At 60.4% G+C, this 24,058-nt stretch carries 19 protein-coding genes and 4 tRNA genes; all 23 read right to left on the reverse strand.

Features of this window, described 5'->3' with window-relative positions; genetic code table 11:
* Positions 1-9: 9 nt before the first annotated feature.
* The 23 genes from rplB to QCE49_RS12230 all read right to left on the reverse strand — a co-directional run bounded on the left by rplB (position 10) and on the right by QCE49_RS12230 (position 23,815).
* The gene (gene rplB, locus QCE49_RS12120) at positions 10-837 is read right to left on the reverse strand and encodes a 50S ribosomal protein L2 (protein WP_008343849.1); all 828 of its coding nucleotides are present in this window, start codon (positions 835-837) and stop codon (positions 10-12) included.
* 2 nt (positions 838-839) lie between these two features.
* Positions 840-1,154 (reverse strand): 50S ribosomal protein L23, encoded by a 315-nt coding sequence (rplW, locus tag QCE49_RS12125; RefSeq protein ID WP_008343846.1) that lies wholly within the window; start codon positions 1,152-1,154, stop codon positions 840-842.
* On the reverse strand, positions 1,151-1,771 hold the full coding sequence (rplD, locus tag QCE49_RS12130) for a 50S ribosomal protein L4 (protein ID WP_008343845.1): 621 nt from the start codon (positions 1,769-1,771) through the stop codon (positions 1,151-1,153). The genes rplW and rplD overlap by 4 nt, the downstream gene beginning before the upstream one ends.
* Positions 1,771-2,430 carry a 50S ribosomal protein L3 gene (gene rplC, locus QCE49_RS12135; RefSeq protein WP_008343843.1) on the reverse strand — a complete coding sequence of 220 codons (660 nt, stop codon included), beginning with the start codon at positions 2,428-2,430 and terminating at the stop codon, positions 1,771-1,773. The genes rplD and rplC overlap by 1 nt, the downstream gene beginning before the upstream one ends.
* Positions 2,431-2,679: 249 nt before the next feature.
* Positions 2,680-2,991 (reverse strand): 30S ribosomal protein S10, encoded by a 312-nt coding sequence (gene rpsJ / locus QCE49_RS12140; RefSeq protein WP_006998489.1) that lies wholly within the window; start codon positions 2,989-2,991, stop codon positions 2,680-2,682.
* A gap of 145 nt (positions 2,992-3,136) precedes the next feature.
* Positions 3,137-4,327 (reverse strand): elongation factor Tu, encoded by a 1,191-nt coding sequence (gene tuf / locus QCE49_RS12145; RefSeq protein ID WP_008343820.1) that lies wholly within the window; start codon positions 4,325-4,327, stop codon positions 3,137-3,139.
* A gap of 69 nt (positions 4,328-4,396) precedes the next feature.
* Complete coding sequence (gene fusA, locus QCE49_RS12150; RefSeq protein ID WP_008343818.1) at positions 4,397-6,499, reverse strand: elongation factor G; 2,103 nt, start codon at positions 6,497-6,499, stop codon at positions 4,397-4,399.
* A gap of 119 nt (positions 6,500-6,618) precedes the next feature.
* Positions 6,619-7,089 carry a 30S ribosomal protein S7 gene (gene rpsG, locus QCE49_RS12155; RefSeq protein WP_008343817.1) on the reverse strand — a complete coding sequence of 157 codons (471 nt, stop codon included), beginning with the start codon at positions 7,087-7,089 and terminating at the stop codon, positions 6,619-6,621.
* Positions 7,090-7,272: 183 nt separating this feature from the next.
* On the reverse strand, positions 7,273-7,653 hold the full coding sequence (gene rpsL, locus QCE49_RS12160) for a 30S ribosomal protein S12 (RefSeq protein ID WP_006998493.1): 381 nt from the start codon (positions 7,651-7,653) through the stop codon (positions 7,273-7,275).
* A 218-nt stretch (positions 7,654-7,871) separates the two neighbouring features.
* Positions 7,872-9,719, reverse strand: coding sequence for a DNA helicase RecQ (recQ, locus tag QCE49_RS12165; protein WP_250459047.1), 1,848 nt, complete (start codon positions 9,717-9,719; stop codon positions 7,872-7,874).
* 166 nt (positions 9,720-9,885) lie between these two features.
* Complete coding sequence (gene rpoC / locus QCE49_RS12170; protein ID WP_008343805.1) at positions 9,886-14,127, reverse strand: DNA-directed RNA polymerase subunit beta'; 4,242 nt, start codon at positions 14,125-14,127, stop codon at positions 9,886-9,888.
* A gap of 21 nt (positions 14,128-14,148) precedes the next feature.
* A complete protein-coding gene (gene rpoB / locus QCE49_RS12175) occupies positions 14,149-18,255 on the reverse strand; it encodes a DNA-directed RNA polymerase subunit beta (RefSeq protein ID WP_008343804.1) in 4,107 nt (1,368 codons plus the stop codon).
* 368 nt (positions 18,256-18,623) lie between these two features.
* Positions 18,624-19,001 carry a 50S ribosomal protein L7/L12 gene (gene rplL, locus QCE49_RS12180; RefSeq protein WP_008343803.1) on the reverse strand — a complete coding sequence of 126 codons (378 nt, stop codon included), beginning with the start codon at positions 18,999-19,001 and terminating at the stop codon, positions 18,624-18,626.
* Between the two features lie 83 nt (positions 19,002-19,084).
* Positions 19,085-19,582: a 50S ribosomal protein L10 gene (rplJ, locus tag QCE49_RS12185; RefSeq protein WP_250459049.1), complete on the reverse strand. Its 498-nt coding sequence runs from the start codon at positions 19,580-19,582 to the stop codon at positions 19,085-19,087.
* Positions 19,583-19,885: 303 nt separating this feature from the next.
* A complete protein-coding gene (gene rplA / locus QCE49_RS12190) occupies positions 19,886-20,584 on the reverse strand; it encodes a 50S ribosomal protein L1 (RefSeq protein ID WP_008343797.1) in 699 nt (232 codons plus the stop codon).
* Positions 20,585-21,016 (reverse strand): 50S ribosomal protein L11, encoded by a 432-nt coding sequence (gene rplK, locus QCE49_RS12195; protein WP_008343796.1) that lies wholly within the window; start codon positions 21,014-21,016, stop codon positions 20,585-20,587.
* A gap of 147 nt (positions 21,017-21,163) precedes the next feature.
* Positions 21,164-21,721: a transcription termination/antitermination protein NusG gene (gene nusG / locus QCE49_RS12200; RefSeq protein ID WP_008343792.1), complete on the reverse strand. Its 558-nt coding sequence runs from the start codon at positions 21,719-21,721 to the stop codon at positions 21,164-21,166.
* 1 nt (position 21,722) lies between these two features.
* Positions 21,723-22,103: a preprotein translocase subunit SecE gene (gene secE / locus QCE49_RS12205; RefSeq protein WP_008343790.1), complete on the reverse strand. Its 381-nt coding sequence runs from the start codon at positions 22,101-22,103 to the stop codon at positions 21,723-21,725.
* Positions 22,104-22,138: 35 nt separating this feature from the next.
* Positions 22,139-22,214 (reverse strand) — tRNA-Trp (locus QCE49_RS12210).
* Between the two features lie 67 nt (positions 22,215-22,281).
* Positions 22,282-23,472 carry an elongation factor Tu gene (gene tuf, locus QCE49_RS12215; protein WP_008343820.1) on the reverse strand — a complete coding sequence of 397 codons (1,191 nt, stop codon included), beginning with the start codon at positions 23,470-23,472 and terminating at the stop codon, positions 22,282-22,284.
* A 62-nt stretch (positions 23,473-23,534) separates the two neighbouring features.
* Positions 23,535-23,609, reverse strand: a tRNA-Thr gene (locus tag QCE49_RS12220).
* Between the two features lie 16 nt (positions 23,610-23,625).
* Positions 23,626-23,699 (reverse strand) — tRNA-Gly (locus QCE49_RS12225).
* Positions 23,700-23,729: 30 nt separating this feature from the next.
* Positions 23,730-23,815 (reverse strand) — tRNA-Tyr (locus tag QCE49_RS12230).
* Between the last annotated feature and the right edge of the window lie 243 nt (positions 23,816-24,058).

Here is a 24,058-nt window from a genome sequence, read left to right on the forward strand (position 1 = left end):
GCCTACTCCTTAACGCTTGTGACGGCGCTGGACGATCATCGTCGTCGTGCGCTTGTTGCTGCGGGTGCGATAACCCTTCGTCGGCGTGCCCCACGGGCTCACCGGATCGCGACCTGCAGCCGTCTTACCTTCACCACCGCCGTGCGGGTGATCGACCGGGTTCATTGCAACACCACGCACCGTCGGACGGATACCGCGCCAGCGGTTCGCACCGGCCTTACCGATTTGACGGAGGCTGTGCTCTTCGTTGCCGACTTCACCGATCGTTGCGCGGCACTCGACGTGCACGCGGCGGATTTCGCCCGAACGCAGACGCACTTGAGCGTAGACGCCTTCGCGCGCCAGCAGCATTGCCGACGTACCAGCCGAACGCGCGATTTGCGCGCCCTTGCCCGGCAGCATTTCGATGCAGTGGATCGTGGTACCGACCGGGATATTGCGGATCGGCAGAGCGTTGCCTGCGCGGATCGGCGCTTCCGAACCGGACATCAGTTGCGCGCCGACCGCCACGCCCTTCGGCGCGATGATGTAGCGACGCTCGCCGTCTGCGTACAGAACCAGCGCGATGTTCGCGCTACGGTTCGGGTCGTACTCGAGACGTTCGACCTTCGCCGGAATGCCGTCCTTGTTGCGACGGAAATCGACGATACGGTAGTGCTGCTTGTGACCACCACCTTGGTGACGCGTGGTGATACGGCCGTTGTTGTTACGGCCCGCCGACTTGGATTGCGTGTCGAGCAGCGCTGCGTGCGGCTTGCCCTTGTGCAGATCCTTGTTGACGATCTTGACCATCGCGCGGCGACCCGGCGAGGTCGGCTTAACTTTCACGATTGCCATGATTACTTGGCCTCCGCTTCAAAGTTGATTTCCTGGCCGGGCTTCAGGCAGACGTACGCCTTCTTCACGTCCTTGCGCTTGCCGTTGAAGCGGCCAAAGCGCTTTGCCTTGCCCTTCGTGACGAGCACGTTGACGGAATTGACTTCGACCTTGAACAGCAGCTCGACAGCAGCCTTGACTTCCTGCTTCGTGGCGTCCGGCGCGACTTCGAACACGACTTGTTCGTTCTTGTCGGCAACCAGCGTCGCCTTTTCGGAGATCACCGGCGCGAGCAGAACTTGCATCAAACGATGATCGTTTTTGCGAATCTCGCTCATGACAGCAACTCCTCGATCTGAGCGACCGCAGCCTTCGTGATCAGAACCTTCTTGAAGTAGATCAGCGAGAGCGGGTCGGCGTAACGCGGCTCGACAACCGCCACGTGGGCCAGGTTGCGCGACGCGAGGTACAGGTTTTCGTCGACCGTATCGGTGATAACCAACACGGAGTCGAGACCCATTGCCTTGAATTTTTCGGCCAGCAGCTTGGTCTTCGGGGCTTCGAGCACGAAGTCTTCGACCACGGCGATACGGCCTTCGCGAGCCAACTGCGAGAAAATCGAGCGGAGACCCGCGCGATGCATCTTCTTGTTGACCTTGTGCGAGAAGTTTTCTTCCGGCGAATTCGGGAAGATACGACCACCGCCGCGCCACAACGGGCTCGACGACATACCGGCACGAGCGCGGCCCGTACCTTTCTGACGCCACGGCTTCTTGGTGGTGTGCTTGACCTGCTCGCGGTCCTTCTGCGCGCGGTTGCCGCTACGTGCGTTCGCCTGATAAGCGACGACGACCTGGTGAATCAGGGCTTCGTTGTAATCGCGACCGAACACGACGTCCGATGCGTTCACGCCAGCGCCTTCCTGACCATTGGCATTCAGGAGCTTAAGTTCCATTATTTCGCTCCTTTCACAGCACGCGTCTTGACGGCCGGGGTCACGAAGACCTTGCCGCCCTTCGCACCCGGAACAGCACCGCGGACGAGCAGCAGATTGCGCTCAGCGTCGATGCGGGCGATTTCGAGATTCTGGACCGTGACGGTCTCGTCACCGAGGTGACCGGTCATGCGCTTGCCCGGGAACACGCGGCCCGGATCCTGCGCCATACCGATCGAACCCGGAACGTTGTGCGAACGCGAGTTACCGTGCGATGCGCGGCCCGAAGCGAAGTTGTAGCGCTTGATCGTACCGGCGTAGCCCTTACCGATCGACGTACCTTGCACGTCAACTTTCTGGCCGACTTCGAAAATATCCGTACCGACGACGGCACCATTCGACAGTTCACCTGCCTTGGCCGCATCGATATGGAATTCCTTGAGGATTTCACCGGCTTGAACGCCGGCTTTGGCGAGGTGGCCCGCCAACGGCTTCGTCACGCGCGATGCGCGGCGAGTACCGAATGCAACCTGAACGGCGGTATAACCATCCGTTTCAACGGTCTTGATCTGCGTCACGCGGTTGTCCGACACGTCCAGCACGGTGACGGGGATCGAATCCCCCTCAGGCGTGAAGATACGGGTCATGCCAACCTTGCGACCTACGAGTCCAAGGCTCATCGTTTTCTCCATTCCCAACTGCGATTGGTCGGGGCTGATTTACAAATGCCGGCTTCGTTACGAGAAACTGGGTCGGCTATTCTTGCACCACTTTCTTGCACCACTTTCTTGCACCACTTTCTTGCACCACTTTCTTGCGCCTTTGCATGCGCATAGGCGCGAAAAGCCTTGGAGTATAACAAGGCTTTTCGAATCCTGCAAGCAATCAAAGACTTAGCTCCGTCTGGCACGCCAGCGGAGCTTTTGGACTTACTGCAGCTTGATTTCGACGTCGACGCCTGCCGGCAGGTCGAGCTTCATCAGCGCGTCGACGGTCTTGTCCGTCGGATCGACGATGTCCATCAGGCGCTGGTGGGTACGGATTTCGAGCTGGTCGCGCGACGTCTTGTTGACGTGCGGCGAACGCAGGATGTCAAAACGCTGAATACGCGTCGGCAGCGGCACCGGGCCACGAACGATCGCGCCGGTCCGCTTCGCCGTGTCGACGATCTCGGCTGCCGATTGATCGATCAGGCGATAGTCGAAAGCCTTCAGACGAATGCGGATTTTCTGGTTCTGCATGACGATTCCTTGAAAAGAGCGAGGCGGTATTGCACCGCACATTGGCAAAAGAGCGTGGGACCGAGCGCTCGCGGAGAGCGAACGCCCGGTCCCGGTCGATACTGCTACTGCTTTACTTCGAGTTCAATCGAGCAAGCCCGATATCTTACTCGATAATCTTCGCCACGACACCGGCGCCGACGGTACGGCCGCCTTCGCGGATTGCGAAGCGCAGGCCTTCTTCCATGGCGATCGGAGCGATCAGCTTGACCGTGATCGACACGTTGTCGCCCGGCATCACCATTTCCTTGTCCTTCGGCAGCTCGATTGAGCCGGTCACGTCCGTCGTACGGAAGTAGAACTGCGGACGGTAGTTGTTGAAGAACGGCGTGTGACGGCCGCCTTCGTCCTTGCTCAGCACGTACACTTCAGCCGTGAAGTGCGTGTGCGGCGTGATCGAACCCGGCTTGGCCAGAACCTGGCCGCGCTCCACGTCTTCACGCTTCGTGCCGCGCAGCAGGATACCGACGTTGTCGCCTGCCTGACCTTGGTCGAGCAGCTTGCGGAACATTTCCACGCCCGTGCAGGTCGTCTTCACCGTCGGCTTGATACCGACGATTTCGATTTCCTCGCCGACCTTGACGATGCCGCGCTCGACGCGACCCGTCACCACCGTGCCGCGACCCGAGATCGAGAACACGTCTTCCACCGGCATCAGGAACGCGCCGTCAACTGCACGCTCCGGCGTCGGGATGTACGAATCCAGCGCGTCGGCCAGGTTCATGATCGCCACTTCGCCCAGCTCGCCCTTGTCGCCTTCCAGCGCCAGCTTGGCCGAACCCTTGATGATCGGGGTGTCGTCGCCCGGGAAGTCGTACTTCGACAGCAGTTCGCGCACTTCCATTTCGACGAGCTCGAGCAGCTCGGCGTCGTCCACCATGTCGCACTTGTTCAGGAACACGATGATGTACGGCACGCCAACCTGACGGGCCAGCAGGATGTGCTCACGCGTTTGCGGCATCGGGCCGTCAGCAGCCGAACACACCAGGATTGCGCCGTCCATCTGCGCGGCGCCCGTGATCATGTTCTTCACGTAGTCGGCGTGGCCCGGGCAGTCGACGTGTGCGTAGTGGCGGTTAGCCGTTTCGTACTCGACGTGCGCGGTGTTGATGGTAATACCGCGCGCCTTTTCTTCCGGCGCTGCGTCGATCTGGTCGTACGCCTTCGCTTCGCCGCCGAACTTCTGCGTGAGAACCGTCGTGATCGCTGCCGTCAGCGTGGTCTTGCCGTGGTCAACGTGACCGATCGTGCCCACGTTCACGTGCGGCTTGGTCCGCTCGAATTTACCTTTTGCCATGATTACCTTCGTTCAAAAGTTTGGTTATCGGTTTAAAGCTTGTGGCTTGCGCCGAATTACTTGCGGGAATTACTTACCCTTGGCGTTGATGATCGCGTCGGCGACGTTACGCGGAGCTTCAGCATAGTGCTTGAATTCCATCGTGTACGTTGCACGGCCTTGCGTCAGCGAACGCAGCGAGGTCGAGTAGCCGAACATTTCCGACAGCGGCACTTCGGCGCGGACGATCTTGCCGCCGCCAACCATGTCTTCCATGCCCTGGACGATACCGCGACGGCCCGACAAATCGCCCATCACGTTGCCCATGTAGTCTTCAGGCGTTTCGACTTCCACAGCCATCATCGGTTCGAGGATGACCGGGCTTGCCTTGCGCATTGCTTCCTTGAAGGCCATCGAACCGGCCATGCGGAACGCGTTTTCGTTCGAGTCGACGTCGTGGTACGAACCGAACGTCAGGTGAACCTTCACGTCCACAACCGGGAAGCCAGCCAGCACGCCCGACTTCAGCGTTTCCTGGATGCCCTTGTCCACTGCCGGGATGTATTCGCGCGGAATCACACCGCCCTTGATCTCGTCCAGGAACTCGTAGCCCTTGCCCTGCTCGTTCGGCTCGAGCGTGATGACCGCGTGACCGTACTGGCCGCGACCACCCGACTGCTTGACGAACTTGCCGTCGACGTCTGCCGCCGTCGTGCGGATCGTTTCGCGGTATGCAACCTGCGGCTTGCCGACGGTCGCTTCCACGTTGAATTCGCGCTTCATGCGGTCGACCAGAATTTCGAGGTGGAGCTCGCCCATGCCCGAAATGATGGTCTGGCCCGATTCTTCGTCCGTCTGGACGCGGAACGACGGGTCTTCCTGCGCGAGACGGTTCAGCGCCAGGCCCATCTTTTCCTGGTCAGCCTTCGTCTTCGGCTCGACTGCCTGCGAAATCACCGGTTCCGGGAAAATCATGCGTTCCAGAACGATCGGGTGCTGCGGATCGCACAGCGTGTCGCCCGTGGTCGCTTCCTTCAGGCCGACGGCCGCGGCGATGTCGCCCGCGCGAACTTCCTTGATTTCTTCGCGCTGGTTCGCGTGCATCTGCAGAATACGGCCCAGACGTTCCTTCTTGTCCTTGGTCGCGTTCAGCACGGTGTCACCCGAATTCACGACGCCCGAGTACACGCGGAAGAAGATCAGCTGACCGACGAACGGGTCCGTCATGATCTTGAACGCCAGCGACGAGAACTTCTCGTCGTCGGCTGCGCGACGCTCGGCCTTTTCACCGCTTTCGAGTTCGCCCGTAACCGGGGGAATGTCGACCGGCGACGGCAGGAAGTCGATCACGGCGTCGAGCATGCGCTGCACGCCCTTGTTCTTGAACGCGGTGCCGCACAGCATCGGCTGGATTTCGCACGCGATGGTCCGGTCGCGGATCGCCTTGACGATCTCCGCTTCGCTCAGCTCTTCGCCGCCGAGGTACTTTTCCATCAGCTCTTCGCTGGCTTCCGCAGCCGACTCGATCATCTTCTCGCGCCACTCGTTGCACGTGTCAACGAGTTCGGCCGGGATGTCGACGTAGTCGAACTTCGTGCCTTGCGATGCTTCGTCCCAAATGATCGCTTTCATCTTCAGGAGGTCGACGACGCCCTTGAAGTTTTCTTCAGCGCCGATCGGCACGACGACGGGAACCGGGTTCGCCTTCAGGCGGTTCTTCAGTTGGTCATAGACCTTGAAGAAGTTCGCGCCGGTACGGTCCATCTTGTTGACGAACGCGAGACGGGGAACCTTGTACTTGTTCGCCTGGCGCCACACGGTTTCCGACTGCGGCTGCACGCCGCCCACTGCGCAGTAGACCATGCACGCGCCGTCGAGAACGCGCATCGAGCGTTCCACTTCGATCGTGAAGTCGACGTGTCCCGGCGTGTCGATGATGTTGATGCGGTGCTCGGGGTAGTTGCCGCCCATGCCCTTCCAGAAGGCCGTGGTAGCAGCCGACGTGATGGTGATGCCGCGCTCCTGCTCCTGCTCCATCCAGTCCATCGTTGCTGCGCCGTCGTGAACTTCACCGATCTTGTGGTTCACGCCCGTGTAGAACAGGATGCGCTCGGTCGTCGTCGTCTTGCCGGCGTCGATGTGAGCGCTAATACCGATATTGCGGTAGCGCTCGATAGGTGTCTTGCGAGCCACTTTGGATCCTTTTTCGGTCGACGCGCCGGCGAAATACCGGCCGCGTCCTAACACAAACGGGCGAGGCGCCAAAACTAGCGCACCCGCCCTGATTTTCCGTTTGCCCGGTGAGCGGGAGCTTAGAAACGGAAGTGCGAGAATGCCTTGTTGGCTTCTGCCATGCGGTGAACTTCGTCGCGCTTCTTCATTGCGCCACCACGGCCTTCAGCCGCTTCCTGCAGTTCACCTGCGAGACGCAGGGCCATCGACTTTTCGCTGCGCTTCTTCGCGGCTTCACGCAACCAACGCATCGCCAATGCCATACGACGCGAGGGACGCACTTCGACCGGAACCTGATAGTTCGCACCACCAACGCGACGGCTCTTCACTTCGACCACCGGCTTCACGTTGTTGAGCGCAACCGTGAACACTTCCAGCGGGTCCTTGCCACCCTTGGTCTGGATCTGTTCAAAAGCGCCGTACACGATACGCTCGGCAACCGACTTCTTGCCGGAGAGCATCAGCACGTTCATGAACTTGGCTACATCTACGTTGCCGAACTTCGGATCCGGCAACACTTCCCGCTTGGGGACTTCGCGACGACGCGGCATGATTCTTCCTTTACTTTTTCAGTTGGAGCGATTCCCCGCTCCGCGGCCACCAACTAACCCGATCCATCTATTCGACTAAACCAGCTTGGCCGGGTGACCACTTACTCGATAGCACCGGCACTTCCGGCACCACCGCCTTTACCGCCTTGCGGCGACCTTGATTCGTTACTTCCGACCGGCGACTTACTTGCCAGCCTTAGCGCGCTTCGCACCGTACTTCGAGCGAGCTTGCTTACGGTCCTTGACGCCCTGGGTATCCAGCGAGCCGCGAACCATGTGGTAACGCACACCCGGCAAGTCCTTCACACGGCCGCCGCGGATCAGCACGACCGAGTGCTCTTGCAGGTTGTGGCCTTCACCGCCGATGTACGAAATGACTTCGAAGCCGTTGGTCAGGCGAACCTTGGCGACCTTACGGAGTGCCGAGTTCGGCTTCTTCGGCGTCGTCGTGTACACGCGGGTGCACACGCCGCGACGCTGCGGGCAGTCCTGCAGGGCCGGCGACTTGCTCTTCGTCGTTTCCGACGCGCGGCCTTTGCGAACCAGTTGATTGATGGTTGGCATTGTCTAATCCTAAAAATGAACAAAATCCACGCAATTCGATCGGGCAAAGCGAAAAGAATTGCGTGTTTAGCGATCTCGCCGACGATTCCCGCGCTTCGCATCCGGCACTAGGCCAGATCCGAAGACGGACCAATGACGAGAACCAAGCATGATATTCTGAAAATCGCAATCGGGTCAATACGTTGCGACGATTTCGATGGATTTTCGAGCGACGAATCTCAATCCGAACCGACGACGACGAGCAGTTCGTCGCCGAAACGCTCCAGTTTGCGCACGCCGATGCCGGGAATATGGCGCAAGTCGTCGATCGTATCGGGGTCGCTGCGCGCGATTTCGGCGAGCGTCGCGTCGTGGAAGATGACGTAGGCGGGCACGCCGTCGCTCTTTGCGGTTTCCGCGCGCCAGGTCCGCAAGCGCTCCCAGCGCGACTTCTCGCGCGGTGACATGCCAGCGGTCGGATCCGCGCGTTCGCCCGTGCGGCTCGACGACTGCCGCGCGCGCGTCGGCTTCACGTATTTGCGCAGCGTGACGCGCTCTTCGCCCTTGAGTACTGGCTTGCTGGCATCCGTCAGAACGAGCGCGCCGAAGCCGTCGTGATCGACTGCGAGATAGCCGAACGCCACCAATTGCCGGAACACTGCGCGCCACTCGGGCTCGGACAGCGCCGCGCCGACGCCAAACGTCGAAATTTTCTCGTGGCCGCGTTGCAGGACCTTTTCGCTGCGCGTGCCGCGCAGAATGTCGATCAGGTGCCCGGCACCGAAATGGAATCCGCTCGCCCGCTGTGCGCGATACACGCACGACAGCGCCATCTGCGCCTCGCGAGTGGCATCGAAGGACGCGGGCGGCTCGATGCACGTATCGCAATTGCCGCACGGCGTGCTCGTCTCGCCGAAGTACGCGAGCAAACGCACGCGGCGGCACGTGGCCGCCTCGCAAAGTCCAAGCAGTGCATCGAGCTTGCCGGTCTGCACCCGCTTGTGGGCGTCGTCGGCGTCGGATTCGTCGATCATCTTCCGCTGCTGCACGACGTCGCCCAATCCGTAAGCCATCCACGCGTTCGCCGGCAAGCCGTCGCGGCCCGCGCGTCCGGTTTCCTGGTAGTAGCCCTCGACGCTCTTCGGCAAGTCCAGATGCGCGACGAAGCGCACGTCCGGCTTGTCGATGCCCATGCCGAACGCGATGGTCGCGCACATGACGATGCCTTCCTCGCGCTGGAACATCTCCTGATGCTTCTGGCGCGTCTCGAACTCCATGCCCGCGTGATACGGCAACGCGCGGATGCCCTGGCCCTTCAGCCAGTCCGCGGTTTCCTCGACTTTGCGGCGCGACAGGCAATAGACGACGCCCGCATCGGTGGTGCCGTCCTTGTTCGTATGCTCCGCGCGGATGAAATCGAGCAGCTGCGAGCGCGCATTGTCCTTCTCGACGATCCGATAACGAATGTTCGGCCGATCGAAGCTCGAAACGAAGATGCGCGCGTCGTCGAGCGCGAGGCGATGCACGATTTCGTCGCGCGTGATCGCATCGGCGGTCGCGGTGAGCGCGATGCGCGGCACATCGGGAAACCGCTCGTGCAGCACGGAAAGCTGAATGTATTCAGGGCGGAAATCGTGCCCCCATTGCGAAACGCAATGTGCCTCGTCGATCGCGAAAAGACCGACCGGCGCGCTGTCGAGGAGATCGAGAAAACGCGGTGTCATCAGGCGTTCAGGCGCGACATACAGCAAGTCGATCTCGCCGTTGCGCAGGGCGCGCTCGGTCGCGGCTGCTTCGGCGCCGGACAACGTGGAATTGAGATACGCGGCGCGCACGCCCACCTCGGTCAGCGCGGCGACCTGATCCTGCATCAACGCGATGAGAGGCGACACGACGATGCCCGCCCCGAAACCCGCCTCGCGCCGTACCAGCGACGGTATCTGATAGCACAGCGACTTGCCGCCGCCGGTGGGCATCAGCACGAGGGAATCGCCGCCGTTCGCGACATGCTCGACGATCTCCGCCTGTTGTCCGCGAAATGCGGGATAGCCGAAGATTTCGTTGAGTATTTCGAGCGACCGGGACATGTGGAAAAGCGCGCACTGCGACGTGGGAGATAACGAATTCTACCAACGCATTAGCGCGTGAAACCGGCGTTAGCCATTCGGACGATGCCGGCAGCGAAACGTGCAGACGAAAAAAAACCGCCCAGCCGAAGCTGAGCGGTTCATCGATGCTACTAGCGAGAAACGCTTACTCGTTGGTGTGCGGCTGCTGCTCCGCCGCCGGCGTTTCCGGCGTACCGAAGTCGAAAGCCTCTTCGGCCGCGATTTGGTCGAAACGCTCGCGATCCGACGATTCCTTCGCCTTGCGCGCCTTGTGGAACGCGAGACCCGTACCGGCCGGAATCAGACGGCCGACGATCACGTTTTCCTTCAGGCCACGCAGATCGTCGCGCTTGCCCATGATCGCCGCTTCGGTCAGCACGCGGGTCGTTTCCTGGAACGACGCCGCCGAGATGAACGAATCGGTCGACAGCGATGCCTTCGTGATACCGAGCAGCACGTTGTCGTACGTCGCCGGACGCTTGTCTTCCGCGATCATCTTGTCGTTCTCGTCGAGCATGTCCGAACGCTCGACTTGTTCGCCAGGAATGAAACGCGTATCGCCGTTGTCGACGATCTGCACGCGGCGCAGCATCTGACGCACGATCACTTCGATGTGCTTGTCGTTGATCTTCACGCCCTGCAGACGGTACACGTCCTGCACTTCGTCCACGATGTAGCGCGACAACGCCTCGATACCCTGCAGACGCAGGATGTCGTGCGGATCGGCAGGACCGTCGACGATCATTTCGCCCTTGTTGACGACCTGACCGTCGTGCACCAGCACCTGCTTTTCCTTCGCGATCAGGAACTCGTGCTGATTGCCCTCGAGGTCCGTGATGACGAGACGTTGCTTGCCCTTCGTGTCCTTGCCGAACGACGTCGTGCCCGTGACTTCCGCCAGAATGCCGGCGTCCTTCGGCGAGCGCGCTTCGAACAGTTCGGCCACGCGCGGCAGACCACCGGTAATGTCACGCGTCTTCTGCGCTTCAACCGGGATACGCGCCAGCACTTCACCGACCTGCACCTGCTGACCATCCTTCACGGTGATCAGTGCGCCGACCTGGAAGCCGATCTGCACCGAATGCTCGGTGTTCGGGATCTTCACTTCCTCGCCGTTCGCGTCGAGCAGCTTCACCTGCGGACGCACGCTCTTGCCAGCCTGCGAGCCACGGCGCTTCGCGTCGATCACGACCAGGGTCGAAAGACCGGTCACGTCGTCGATCTGCTTCGCGACCGTCACGCCTTCCTCGACGTTCTCGAACTTCACCGTACCGCCCCACTCGGTGATGATCGGACGCGTCAGCGGATCCCATTGAGCCAGTTGCGTACCGGCCTTGATCGCAGCGCCGTCGAGTTGCAGCAGCGTTGCGCCGTACGGAATCTTGTGACGCTCACGCTCGCGACCGAAGTCGTCCGCGATGATCGCCTCGCCGGAACGCGAAATGACGACCTGCTCGCCCTTCGCGTTGGTGACGTAACGCATCGTGGCCGTGAAGCGCAGCGTACCGTTGCTCTTCGCTTCCACCGTCGAAGCCACCGCCGCACGCGATGCCGCACCACCGATGTGGAACGTACGCATCGTCAGCTGCGTGCCCGGCTCGCCGATCGACTGAGCAGCGATCACACCGACTGCCTCACCGACGTTCACGCGCGAACCGCGGCCCAGGTCGCGGCCGTAGCACGCGGCGCACAGGCCATAACGCGTCTCGCAGGTGAGCGGCGTGCGCACGCGCACTTCGTCGATGCCGAGGCGCTCGATTTCCTCCACCGCATCTTCGTCGAGCAGATCGCCCGAAGCGTAGATCGTTTCCTGCGTTTCCGGATTGACGACGTCCGCCACCGCGACGCGACCGAGAATACGGTCACGCAGCGCTTCGACGACTTCACCGCCTTCGACCAACGCCTTCATCGCCACGCCGTTCGACGTGCCGCAATCGTCTTCGACGACGACCAGATCCTGCGTCACGTCGACGAGACGACGCGTCAGGTAACCCGAGTTCGCGGTCTTCAACGCCGTGTCCGCCAGACCCTTACGAGCGCCGTGCGTCGAGATGAAGTACTGCAACACGTTCAGGCCTTCGCGGAAGTTCGCGGTAATCGGCGTCTCGATGATCGAGCCGTCCGGCTTCGCCATCAGGCCGCGCATACCGGCGAGCTGACGAATCTGCACCGCGGAACCACGCGCGCCCGAGTCGGCCATCATGTAGATGGAGTTGAACGACTCCTGCTTCGTTTCGTTGCCGTCGCGATCGACCACCGGCTCCGTTGCGAGCTGCTCCATCATCGCCTTGCCGACCGCTTCCGACGTTGCCGACCAGATGTCGACCACGTTGTTGTAGCGCTCCTGCGCGGTGACGAGACCCGACATGTACTGACGGTCGTATTCCTTCACCTTCTTCGCGGCGTCGCCGACGATGGTTTCCTTCTGCGGCGGCACGAGCATGTCGTCGACGCAAATCGAGATACCGGCGCGCGTTGCGAGACGGAAGCCCATTTGCATCAGCTGGTCGGCGAAGATCACCGTTTCGCGCAGACCGCACTTGCGGAACGCCGTGTTGATCAGCTGCGAAATCTGCTTCTTCTTCAGCGGCTTGTTCAGCACCGTGAACGGCAGGCCCGGCGGCAGAATCTCCGACAGGATCGAACGGCCGACGGTCGTCGCGTACAGCGAGATCTTCGGCACGAACTTCGGCGCACCTTCACTCTGGTCTTCGTTCGCCACCATTTCGGTGATACGCACGTTGACGCGCGATGCCAATTCGACTTCCTTGTTCTCGTACGCGCGGATCACTTCCGACACGCCCGTGAACGTCATGCCTTCGCCCTTGCCGTTGATCGCTTCGCGCGACGCGTAGTACAGGCCCAGCACGATATCCTGCGACGGCACGATCGACGGATCGCCGTTGGCCGGGAACAGGACGTTGTTCGACGCCAGCATCAGCGTGCGCGCTTCCATCTGCGCTTCGAGCGACAGCGGAACGTGCACGGCCATCTGGTCGCCGTCGAAGTCGGCGTTGAACGCCGCGCAAACGAGCGGATGCAGCTGGATCGCCTTCCCTTCGATCAGCACCGGCTCGAAAGCCTGAATGCCGAGACGGTGAAGAGTAGGCGCGCGGTTCAGCATCACCGGATGCTCGCGAATGACTTCTTCGAGAATGTCCCACACGACCGGCGTCTGGTTCTCGACTTCCTTCTTCGCGGCCTTGATGGTCGTCGCGACGCCCATCACTTCCAGCTTGTTGAAGATGAACGGCTTGAACAGTTCGAGCGCCATCAGCTTCGGCAGACCGCACTGATGCAGCTTGAGCGTCGGGCCGACCACGATCACCGAACGGCCCGAATAGTCCACACGCTTACCGAGCAGGTTCTGACGGAAACGACCGCCCTTACCCTTGATCATGTCAGCGAGCGACTTCAGCGGACGCTTGTTCGCGCCGGTCATCGCCTTGCCGCGACGGCCGTTGTCGAGCAGCGAATCGACGGCTTCCTGCAGCATCCGCTTTTCGTTGCGGACGATGATTTCAGGCGCCTTCAGTTCGAGCAGACGCTTCAACCGGTTGTTACGGTTGATGACGCGGCGATACAGGTCGTTCAGGTCCGACGTCGCGAAACGGCCGCCGTCCAGCGGCACGAGCGGACGCAGTTCCGGCGGCAGCACCGGCAGCACGTCGAGCACCATCCAGTCAGGCTTGATGCCCGAACGCTGGAAAGCCTCGAGCACTTTCAGGCGCTTCGCGTACTTCTTGATCTTCGCTTCGGAACCGGTGTTCTTCAGTTCCGTGCGCAGCGTCTCGACCTGTTCGTCGATGTTGATCGCGCGCAGCAGTTCGCGCACGCCTTCCGCGCCCATTTCGGCACGGAACTCGTCACCGTACTCTTCGACCTTGTTGTAGTAATCCTCTTCGGTCATGATCTGCCGCGCTTTCAGCGGCGTCATGCCCGGATCGATCACCACATATGCTTCGAAGTACAGCACGCGCTCGATGTCGCGCAGCGTCATGTCGAGCACCATGCCCAGACGCGACGGCAGCGACTTCAGGAACCAGATGTGCGCGACCGGCGAGGCCAGTTCGATGTGGCCCATCCGTTCGCGGCGCACCTTGGCCAGCGTCACTTCGACGCCGCACTTCTCGCAGATCACGCCGCGATGCTTCAGGCGCTTGTACTTGCCGCACAGGCATTCGTAGTCCTTGATCGGACCAAAAATCTTCGCGCAGAACAGACCATCCCGCTCCGGCTTGAACGTGCGGTAATTGATGGTCTCCGGCTTCTTCACTTCGCCGAACGACCAAGAACGAATCTTGTCGGGCGACGCGAGGCCGATCTTGATCGCATCAAAAACTTCTTCTTGTTGGACTTGCTTGAATAGATCGAGCAGAGCTTTCATTGCTTTCTCTCCGTAGTCCGATTAGTTGCGGTCCAGATCGATATCAATACCGAGCGAGCGGATTTCCTTCACCAACACGTTGAAGGATTCCGGCATGCCCGCGTCGATGACGTGATCGCCCTTGACGAGGTTCTCATAAACCTTCGTCCGGCCCGTCACGTCGTCCGACTTGACCGTCAGCATTTCTTGCAGCACATACGACGCGCCATACGCCTCGAGTGCCCACACTTCCATCTCACCGAAGCGCTGACCACCGAACTGCGCCTTACCACCCAGCGGCTGCTGCGTGACGAGCGAGTACGGACCGGTCGAACGTGCGTGCATCTTGTCGTCGACCAAGTGGTGCAGCTTCAGGTAGTGCATGTAGCCGACCGTGACCGTGCGCTCGAATGCTTCGCCGGTGCGGCCGTCGTACAGCGTGACCTGGTTCTTCGACGGCGTCATGCCGAGATTCGTGGCGATGTCGTCCGGGAACGCCAGATCGAGCGCACGCGTCATTTCGTGTTCCGTCGCGCCGTCGAACACCGGCGTCGCGAACGGCACACCTTCGCGCAGGTTCTTCGCGAGTTCGAGGATCTCGTCGTCGGAGAACTTGTCCAGCTCTTCCTGACGGCCCGACTCGTTATAGATCTGCGTGAGGAACTGACGCATTTCTTCGATCTTCGCCTGACGCTGCATCATCTCGCCGATGCGCCAGCCGAGACCCTTCGCGGCCCAGCCGAGGTGCACTTCGAGAATCTGACCCACGTTCATCCGCGACGGCACGCCGAGCGGGTTCAGCACGACGTCGGCCGGACGGCCATCGGCCATGTACGGCATGTCTTCGATCGGCACGATCTTCGACACGACACCCTTGTTACCGTGACGACCCGCCATCTTGTCGCCAGGCTGCAGGCGACGCTTCACGGCGAGATACACCTTGACCATCTTCAGCACGCCCGGCGGCAGTTCGTCGCCTTGCGTGAGCTTCTTGCGCTTCTCTTCGAACGCGAGATCGAACTGGTGACGCTTCTGCTCGATCGAGTCCTTGATCGCTTCCAGCTGTGCCGCGGCTTCTTCGTCCGCGAGGCGGATGTCGAACCAGTGGTAGTGATCGAGATCTTCGAGGTACGCGAGGTCGATCTTCGTGCCCTTCGCGAGCTTCTTCGGACCGCCATTCGCGACCTTGCCGTTCAGCATGCGGGCGAGACGCGAGAACGCGTCGCCTTCCACGATGCGCAGCTGGTCGTTCAAATCGAGGCGATAACGCTTCAGTTCGTCGTCGATGATCTGTTGCGCGCGCTTGTCACGCGTGATGCCTTCGCGCGTGAACACTTGCACGTCGATGACCGTACCGCTCATGCCCGAGGGCACGCGCAGCGACGTATCCTTCACGTCCGATGCCTTCTCGCCGAAGATCGCGCGCAGCAGCTTTTCTTCCGGCGTCAGTTGGGTTTCGCCCTTCGGCGTGACCTTGCCGACCAGCACGTCGCCCGCCTCGACTTCCGCGCCGATGTACACGATGCCCGACTCATCGAGACGGCCAAGCTGCACTTCCGCGAGGTTCGAGATATCGCGCGTGATTTCTTCCGGTCCGAGCTTCGTGTCGCGAGCAACGACATTCAGTTCTTCGATGTGGATCGACGTATAGCGATCGTCCGCAACGACCTTCTCCGAGATCAGAATCGAGTCTTCGAAGTTGTAGCCGTTCCACGGCATGAACGCGACCAGCATGTTCTGGCCGAGCGCGAGCTCGCCCAAATCCGTCGATGCACCGTCAGCCAGCACGTCGCCGCGCGCAACCTTGTCGCCGACCTTCGCGATCGGACGCTGGTTGATGTTCGTGTTCTGGTTCGAACGCGTGTACTTGATCAGGTTGTAGATGTCCACGCCGACGTCGCCGGCCACGGCTTCATCGTCGTTCACGCGAATCACGATACGGCCCGCGTCGACGTAATCCACCACGCCACCGCGCAGCGCCTGAACCGTCGTGCCCGAGTCGACCGCGACCGTGCGCTCGATGCCCGTACCGACGACCGGCTTTTCCGGACGCAGGCAAGGCACGGCCTGACGCTGCATGTTCGAACCCATCAACGCGCGGTTCGCGTCGTCGTGCTCGAGGAACGGGATCAGCGATGCAGCCACCGACACGATCTGCGACGGCGCCACGTCCATGTACTGGATGCGGTCCGGCGTGACCATCAGCGTTTCGCCCGCTTCACGCGACGACACGAGTTCGTCGGTCAGCGTGCCGTCTTCGCTCACGGCGGCATTCGCCTGCGCGATCACGTAGCGGCCTTCTTCGATCGCCGACAGATAGTCGATCTGATCCGTCACCTTGCTGTCCACGACCTTGCGGTACGGCGTTTCGAGGAAGCCGTACTCGTTGAGGTGCGCGTACAGAGCGAGCGAGTTGATCAGACCGATGTTCGGACCTTCCGGCGTTTCGATCGGGCACACACGGCCGTAGTGCGTCGGATGCACGTCGCGGACTTCGAAGCCCGCACGCTCGCGCGTCAGACCGCCCGGGCCCAGTGCGGAAACGCGACGCTTATGCGTGATTTCCGACAGCGGGTTGGTCTGGTCCATGAACTGCGAGAGCTGCGACGAACCGAAGAACTCGCGAATCGCCGACGAAATCGGCTTCGAGTTGATCAGGTCGTGCGGCATCAGGTTTTCGCTTTCGGCCTGGCCGAGGCGTTCCTTCACAGCCCGTTCGACGCGCACGAGACCCGCGCGGAACTGGTTCTCCGCGAGCTCGCCGACGCAACGCACGCGACGATTGCCGAGGTGGTCGATATCGTCCACTTCGCCCTTGCCGTTACGCAGCTCGACGAGGATCTTGATGGTCGCGAGGATGTCGTCGTCCTGCAGCGTCATCGGTCCGATGATTTCGTCACGGCCGACGCGGCGGTTGAACTTCATGCGGCCGACCTTCGACAGGTCGTACGCGTCTTCGCTGTAGAACAGACGGTTGAACAGCGCCTCGACCGCTTCTTCGGTCGGCGGCTCGCCCGGGCGCATCATGCGGTAGATCGCGATGCGCGCGGCCATCTTGTCGGCAGTTTCGTCGATACGCAGCGTCGACGAAATGTACGGACCCTGATCCAGATCGTTCGTGTAGAGCGTCTGGATGTCCTTGACCTTCGCTTCGCGCAGCTTCTCGAGAACCGTTTCCGTGATTTCTTCGTTGGCGTTCGCGATCACTTCGCCCGTTTCGGGGTCGATCACGTTCTTCGCCAGCACGCGGCCGAGCAGGTATTCCTCCGGCACCGAGATGAACTTCGTCTTGGCGTTTTCGAGGTCGCGAATGTGCTTCGCGTTGATCCGCTTGTCCTTCGTGACGATGACGTTGCCATCGCGATCCTGGATGTCGAAGCGCGCGACTTCGCCGCGCAGACGCTCAGGCACGAATTCCATTTGCGCGCCTTCGCTCATCAGCGCGAAGTTGTCGAACACGAAGAAGTTCGCGAGGATCTGCTCCGGCGACATGCCGATAGCCTTCAGCAGGATCGTGACCGGCATCTTGCGGCGACGGTCGACGCGGAAGTACAGCACGTCCTTCGGATCGAATTCGAAGTCGAGCCACGAGCCACGATAGGGAATGATACGAGCCGAGAACAGCAGCTTGCCGGAGCTGTGCGTCTTGCCCTTGTCGTGCTCGAAGAAGACACCAGGCGAACGGTGGAGCTGCGACACGATCACGCGCTCGGTACCGTTGATGACGAACGAACCCGTCGGCGTCATGAGCGGAATTTCGCCCATGTACACTTCCTGCTCCTTCACTTCCTTGACGACCGGCTTGCTCGGCGATTCCTTGTCGAGCAGAACCAGGCGCACTTTCGCGCGCAGCGCCGAGCAGTACGTCAGACCGCGCTGCTGGCATTCCTTGATGTTGAACGCGGGCGGCGACAGCATGTAGCTGACGAACTCGAGACGCGCGAAACCGTTGTGCGAGACGATCGGGAAAACAGAGCTGAACGCAGCCTGCAAGCCTTCGGACTTGCGCTGCGAGGAAGACGTGTCCGCTTGCAGAAACGTCTGGAATGATTCAAGCTGGGTCGCCAGCAAAAAGGGAACTTGGTGAACGATGGGGCGCTTCGCGAAACTCTTGCGAATACGCTTCTTCTCGGTGAAGGAATATTGCATACGATCTCCGAATCACGGCGGGCGTTACCGAGGCGGGATACCTCGATGCCACAGCCCGGTGTTCACCGACTGAGACCCGCGCAACTGTCCGGGGAGGACGCGCGAATCTAGAAGCTTGGTGGTTGGCCGCTACCAACCGCTGGCTGACGGCAGCGGATGCCTGTGTTTCCCGCTACCCGACCAAACTTGCCTTCTGCAGTCGCTTCAGAAGACAAAGAGAACAATCGGAAAATTCTGCCGTTCCGACCGTTATCTTTGGCTTCTGTGGAGACATTTATGCTTGCTGACCAGCATACAAACTGCGTCCCCACAAAGCACAAAAAGGCCGGCGGTGAAAAACCGCCAGCCTTCGCATAGCGCAATGAAACTTACTTGATTTCAGCCTTCGCGCCAGCGTCTTCCAGCTTCTTCTTGGCTTCTTCAGCAGCAGCCTTGGGCACCGCTTCCTTGATGGGCTTCGGTGCGCCGTCAACCAGATCCTTCGCTTCCTTCAGGCCGAGACCCGTCAGTTCACGAACAGCCTTAATGACGGAAACCTTGTTCGCGCCTGCTTCGAGCAGGTTCACGGTGAACTCCGTCTGCTCTTCAGCAGCAGCAGCGGCGCCACCGGCACCTGCGGGCCCAGCAACTGCGACAGCAGCAGCCGACACGCCAAACTTCTCTTCGAACGCCTTGACCAGCTCGTTCAGTTCCAGCACCGACATCGAGCCAACGGCTTCGAGGATGTCTTCTTTTGCGATTGCCATGTGAAATACTCCTAGATTGAATTCGGATCGAGCTAGCGATCTAGCTTTGCCTAACTTAAGCGACTAGCGCCCAAGCGCGGTCGTTACACAGCTTCGCCCTGCTTCTTTTCAGCCAGCGCGGCCAGAGCGCGCGCAAAGCCGGAAACAGGTGCCTGCATGACGAACAGCAACTTGGAGAGCAGTTCTTCGCGGCTCGGGATGCTGGCCAGCGCTTGCACGCCTGCCTTGTCCATCACGTTGCCTTCGTAGGAACCAGCCTTGATGATCAACTTGTCATTGCTCTTGCCGAAGTCGTTGACGACCTTCGCAGCGGCAATGGCATCTTCCGAGATGCCGTAGATCAGAGGACCGGTCATCTGCTCAGCCAGCGGAGCGAACGGCGTACCTTCGACGGCGCGACGCGCCAGCGTGTTCTTCAACACGCGCAGATACACCTGTTGCTCACGCGCTTTCGCGCGCAGCTTGGTCAGATCGCCAACCGTGATCCCACGATACTCAGCGAGCACCATCGTCTGAGCCTTCGCGACTTGCGCGGCGACTTCAGCGACGACTGCCTGCTTATCTTCTTTGTTCAGTGGCACGGTTAAACCTCCAGATTCGATGCACTCGGGCGAACTACCCTCATGCACCACGTTCAACAACGGCGTCCGACTGTTAGGAGTATTTCGATCGATTGGTGAGACGTCTCACGACGCTCGATAACCGACTTCAACCACTGCAAAACTGTTTCGGGTTCGCCATCTGCGTTGGCTTGAATTAAGGCAATGCCTGCCTGCTGCACCGCCACCAACGGTCTTTGACAACCGGTTGCTCAATCGAAACTGCAATCTTGCAACCGCCCAAAGCCCATATGAAGCGCGGTCATCTGACCGCGCTCGAAATTCTTACTGTTGCGCCAGCGTGGCTTGATCCACGCGAACGCCGACACCCATCGTGCTCGACACCGCGATCTTGCGCAGGTACACGCCCTTGCTGGTCGCCGGCTTCGCCTTTTGCAGCGCTTCGATCAGCGCCGACAGGTTCTGACGCAGCGATGCCGGCTCGAACGATGCGCGACCGATCGTGCCGTGGATGATACCGGCCTTGTCGACGCGGAACTGAACCTGACCCGCCTTCGCGTTCTTGACCGCTTGAGCGACGTCCGGCGTAACCGTACCGACCTTCGGGTTCGGCATCAGACCACGCGGACCGAGGATCTGACCCAGCGTACCGACGACACGCATCGTGTCCGGCGAAGCGATCACGACGTCGAAATTCAGATTGCCGGCCTTGACTTGCTCGGCCAGGTCTTCCATGCCGACCACGTCTGCGCCAGCTGCGCGAGCCTGTTCAGCCTTGTCGCCTTGCGCGAACACTGCGACGCGAACCGACTTGCCGGTACCAGCCGGCAGAACCACGGAGCCGCGAACCACCTGATCCGACTTCTTCGCGTCGATGCCGAGCTGCACTGCAACGTCGATCGACTCGTCGAACTTGGCGCTCGCGCATTCCTTCACGAGAGCCAGCGCGTCGTCGATCGCGTACAGCTTCTGACGATCAACCTTGTTCGCAAATGCCTGAAGGCGCTTAGAAAGCTTAGCCATTTACACGCCCTCCACAGTGATGCCCATCGAACGCGCGCTGCCGGCGATCGTACGCACGGCTGCATCCAGATCAGCTGCCGTAAGATCCGGCATCTTGGTCTTCGCGATTTCTTCCGCTTGAGCGCGGGTGATGTTGCCGACCTTGTCGGTGTGCGGCTTGCTCGAACCCTTCTGCACTGCGGCCGCCTTCTTGATCAGAACGGTAGCCGGCGGCGTCTTCATGATGAAGGTGAAGCTCTTGTCCGCGAATGCCGTAATGACGACCGGCACCGGCAGACCCGGCTCCATACCCTGAGTCTGCGCGTTGAACGCCTTGCAGAACTCCATGATGTTCAGGCCACGCTGGCCCAGTGCCGGACCGACCGGCGGCGACGGGTTGGCTTTACCTGCAGGAATCTGCAGCTTGATAAAGCCGATGATTTTCTTTGCCATGTTGAAAACCTCTGCTGAACGCGTGAGCGTTCGGTGAGTGATAGCGCGCGTTCGACGTTGCCGACTACTGACGCTCCTCAACGGCCATGACGCGGACCGTAAGCGCGAATCGCGCGATGACCCGAAAGCCACGCGCGATGTATTCGATTAAAGCTTCTCGACCTGACCGAACTCGAGTTCGACCGGCGTCGAACGCCCGAAAATCGTGACAGAAACACGCACTCGGGACTTTTCGTAATTCACTTCTTCGACGTTGCCATTGAAGTCGGTGAACGGACCTTCCTTCACGCGGACCATCTCGCCGACTTCGAAGAGCGTCTTCGGCCGCGGCTTCTCGACGCCTTCCTGCATCTGCGACATGATCTTTTCGACTTCACGTGGCGAGATGGGACTCGGGCGATTGCGCGCACCACCAACGAAACCGGTTACTTTGGCCGTGTTCTTGACCAGATGCCACGTTTCGTCCGTCATTTCCATTTCGACCAGGACGTAACCCGGGAAGAAACGACGCTCGGTGACCGATTTGTGGCCGCCCTTTACTTCAACAACTTCTTCGGTCGGGACAAGAATCTGACCGAATTGATTTTGCATGCCTGCGCGCTCGATGCGCTCCTGAAGCGCACGTTGCACGCTCTTCTCCATGCCGGAGTAGGCGTGCACCACATACCAACGCTTTCCACTCGGGGATGTCGGAGTATCGCTCATATCATTTCCAACCCAGAATCGCCGAGAAAATCACCCATTCGATCGACTTATCGCTAAGCCAAAGGAAGATGGCCATGATCAGAACAAACGCGAAGACCACCAGGGTCGTTTGCGTGGCCTCTTTGCGAGTCGGCCAGACAACCTTGCGGACTTCCTTGTACGAGTCTTTGGCAAAAGCGATGAAACCCTTGCCCGGCGCAGAGAGCAGACCGACTGCGACACCCGCGATGACACCAACAGCAAGCGCTGCGCCGCGGACGTACCATTCTTGGCCCGAGAGCCAGAAGAATCCAACGAACCCGGCCAAGACCAACAATACGCCCGCCACCAACATCAACTTGTCGCCGGAAGTATTTACAGTTTCGACGGAAGGATTCGCCATAACACCTTAAACAGCGCCACTTGGCGCGAGAATTTTGGCAGGGGCAGAGGGAATCGAACCCCCAACCTTCGGTTTTGGAGACCGACGCTCTGCCAGTTGAGCTATACCCCTAAACCATTTGGGGTCGACGGACATTGCCGACCCCGAAACCACTAACTACCGAGAAGATTTCTGGCTCTTACTCGATAATCTTCGCCACGACACCGGCGCCGACGGTACGGCCGCCTTCGCGGATTGCGAAGCGCAGGCCTTCTTCCATGGCGATCGGAGCGATCAGCTTGACCGTGATCGACACGTTGTCGCCCGGCATCACCATTTCCTTGTCCTTCGGCAGCTCGATTGAGCCGGTCACGTCCGTCGTACGGAAGTAGAACTGCGGACGGTAGTTGTTGAAGAACGGCGTGTGACGGCCGCCTTCGTCCTTGCTCAGCACGTACACTTCAGCCGTGAAGTGCGTGTGCGGCGTGATCGAACCCGGCTTGGCCAGAACCTGGCCGCGCTCCACGTCTTCACGCTTCGTGCCGCGCAGCAGGATACCGACGTTGTCGCCTGCCTGACCTTGGTCGAGCAGCTTGCGGAACATTTCCACGCCCGTGCAGGTCGTCTTCACCGTCGGCTTGATACCGACGATTTCGATTTCCTCGCCGACCTTGACGATGCCGCGCTCGACGCGACCCGTCACCACCGTGCCGCGACCCGAGATCGAGAACACGTCTTCCACCGGCATCAGGAACGCGCCGTCAACTGCACGCTCCGGCGTCGGGATGTACGAATCCAGCGCGTCGGCCAGGTTCATGATCGCCACTTCGCCCAGCTCGCCCTTGTCGCCTTCCAGCGCCAGCTTGGCCGAACCCTTGATGATCGGGGTGTCGTCGCCCGGGAAGTCGTACTTCGACAGCAGTTCGCGCACTTCCATTTCGACGAGCTCGAGCAGCTCGGCGTCGTCCACCATGTCGCACTTGTTCAGGAACACGATGATGTACGGCACGCCAACCTGACGGGCCAGCAGGATGTGCTCACGCGTTTGCGGCATCGGGCCGTCAGCAGCCGAACACACCAGGATTGCGCCGTCCATCTGCGCGGCGCCCGTGATCATGTTCTTCACGTAGTCGGCGTGGCCCGGGCAGTCGACGTGTGCGTAGTGGCGGTTAGCCGTTTCGTACTCGACGTGCGCGGTGTTGATGGTAATACCGCGCGCCTTTTCTTCCGGCGCTGCGTCGATCTGGTCGTACGCCTTCGCTTCGCCGCCGAACTTCTGCGTGAGAACCGTCGTGATCGCTGCCGTCAGCGTGGTCTTGCCGTGGTCAACGTGACCGATCGTGCCCACGTTCACGTGCGGCTTGGTCCGCTCGAATTTACCTTTGGCCATTTTCGACTCCTAACAGGATTTTCGCACCTTGCGCCGCGCGCAACTTACTAGACTGATACAGCTGGTGCCCATGGGCAGGATCGAACTGCCGACCTCTCCCTTACCAAGGGAGTGCTCTACCACTGAGCCACATGGGCACTACAAAATCGACACTGGAGCGGGTGAAGGGAATCGAACCCTCGTCGTAAGCTTGGAAGGCTTCTGCTCTACCATTGAGCTACACCCGCGAGGGTTGGATTCCCTTACCGCTTGAATTCTGGTGGAGGAGGTTGGATTCGAACCAACGTAGGCGTAAGCCAACAGATTTACAGTCTGCCCCCTTTAGCCACTCGGGCACCCCTCCGCAGAGAACTATCGATTATGGGGTAACAACACGCCGTTGTCAAGCGTTTCTTACGACCCGAAAAATTCGAGGCTCTCACTTATAGGTGAGACGAAAAACGCAAAAAGCCCCAACTCGTTGGAGTTGGGGCTTTCGCTTGCTTTCAGCATGAGGAGCCTGACGATTACCTACTTTCACACGGGTATCCGCACTATCATCGGCGTGGAGTCGTTTCACGGTCCTGTTCGGGATGGGAAGGGGTGG

This window comes from Caballeronia sp. LZ008 (assembly GCF_031451435.1).
GTDB lineage: Bacteria > Pseudomonadota > Gammaproteobacteria > Burkholderiales > Burkholderiaceae > Caballeronia > Caballeronia zhejiangensis.

Bases quoted from the DNA above. Each gene is read 5' to 3' on its own strand.
- rplB (WP_008343849.1), bottom strand. From the start codon at position 837: ATGGCAATCGTGAAAGTTAAGCCGACCTCGCCGGGTCGCCGCGCGATG.
- rplW (WP_008343846.1), bottom strand. From the start codon at position 1,154: ATGAGCGAGATTCGCAAAAACGATCATCGTTTGATGCAAGTTCTGCTC.
- rplD (WP_008343845.1), bottom strand. From the start codon at position 1,771: ATGGAACTTAAGCTCCTGAATGCCAATGGTCAGGAAGGCGCTGGCGTG.
- rplC (WP_008343843.1), bottom strand. From the start codon at position 2,430: ATGAGCCTTGGACTCGTAGGTCGCAAGGTTGGCATGACCCGTATCTTC.
- rpsJ (WP_006998489.1), bottom strand. From the start codon at position 2,991: ATGCAGAACCAGAAAATCCGCATTCGTCTGAAGGCTTTCGACTATCGC.
- tuf (WP_008343820.1), bottom strand. From the start codon at position 4,327: ATGGCAAAAGGTAAATTCGAGCGGACCAAGCCGCACGTGAACGTGGGC.
- rpsG (WP_008343817.1), bottom strand. From the start codon at position 7,089: ATGCCGCGTCGTCGCGAAGTCCCCAAGCGGGAAGTGTTGCCGGATCCG.
- rpsL (WP_006998493.1), bottom strand. From the start codon at position 7,653: ATGCCAACCATCAATCAACTGGTTCGCAAAGGCCGCGCGTCGGAAACG.
- recQ (WP_250459047.1), bottom strand. From the start codon at position 9,719: ATGTCCCGGTCGCTCGAAATACTCAACGAAATCTTCGGCTATCCCGCA.
- rpoC (WP_008343805.1), bottom strand. From the start codon at position 14,127: ATGAAAGCTCTGCTCGATCTATTCAAGCAAGTCCAACAAGAAGAAGTT.
- rpoB (WP_008343804.1), bottom strand. From the start codon at position 18,255: ATGCAATATTCCTTCACCGAGAAGAAGCGTATTCGCAAGAGTTTCGCG.
- rplL (WP_008343803.1), bottom strand. From the start codon at position 19,001: ATGGCAATCGCAAAAGAAGACATCCTCGAAGCCGTTGGCTCGATGTCG.
- rplA (WP_008343797.1), bottom strand. From the start codon at position 20,584: ATGGCTAAGCTTTCTAAGCGCCTTCAGGCATTTGCGAACAAGGTTGAT.
- rplK (WP_008343796.1), bottom strand. From the start codon at position 21,016: ATGGCAAAGAAAATCATCGGCTTTATCAAGCTGCAGATTCCTGCAGGT.
- nusG (WP_008343792.1), bottom strand. From the start codon at position 21,721: ATGAGCGATACTCCGACATCCCCGAGTGGAAAGCGTTGGTATGTGGTG.
- secE (WP_008343790.1), bottom strand. From the start codon at position 22,103: ATGGCGAATCCTTCCGTCGAAACTGTAAATACTTCCGGCGACAAGTTG.
- tuf (WP_008343820.1), bottom strand. From the start codon at position 23,472: ATGGCCAAAGGTAAATTCGAGCGGACCAAGCCGCACGTGAACGTGGGC.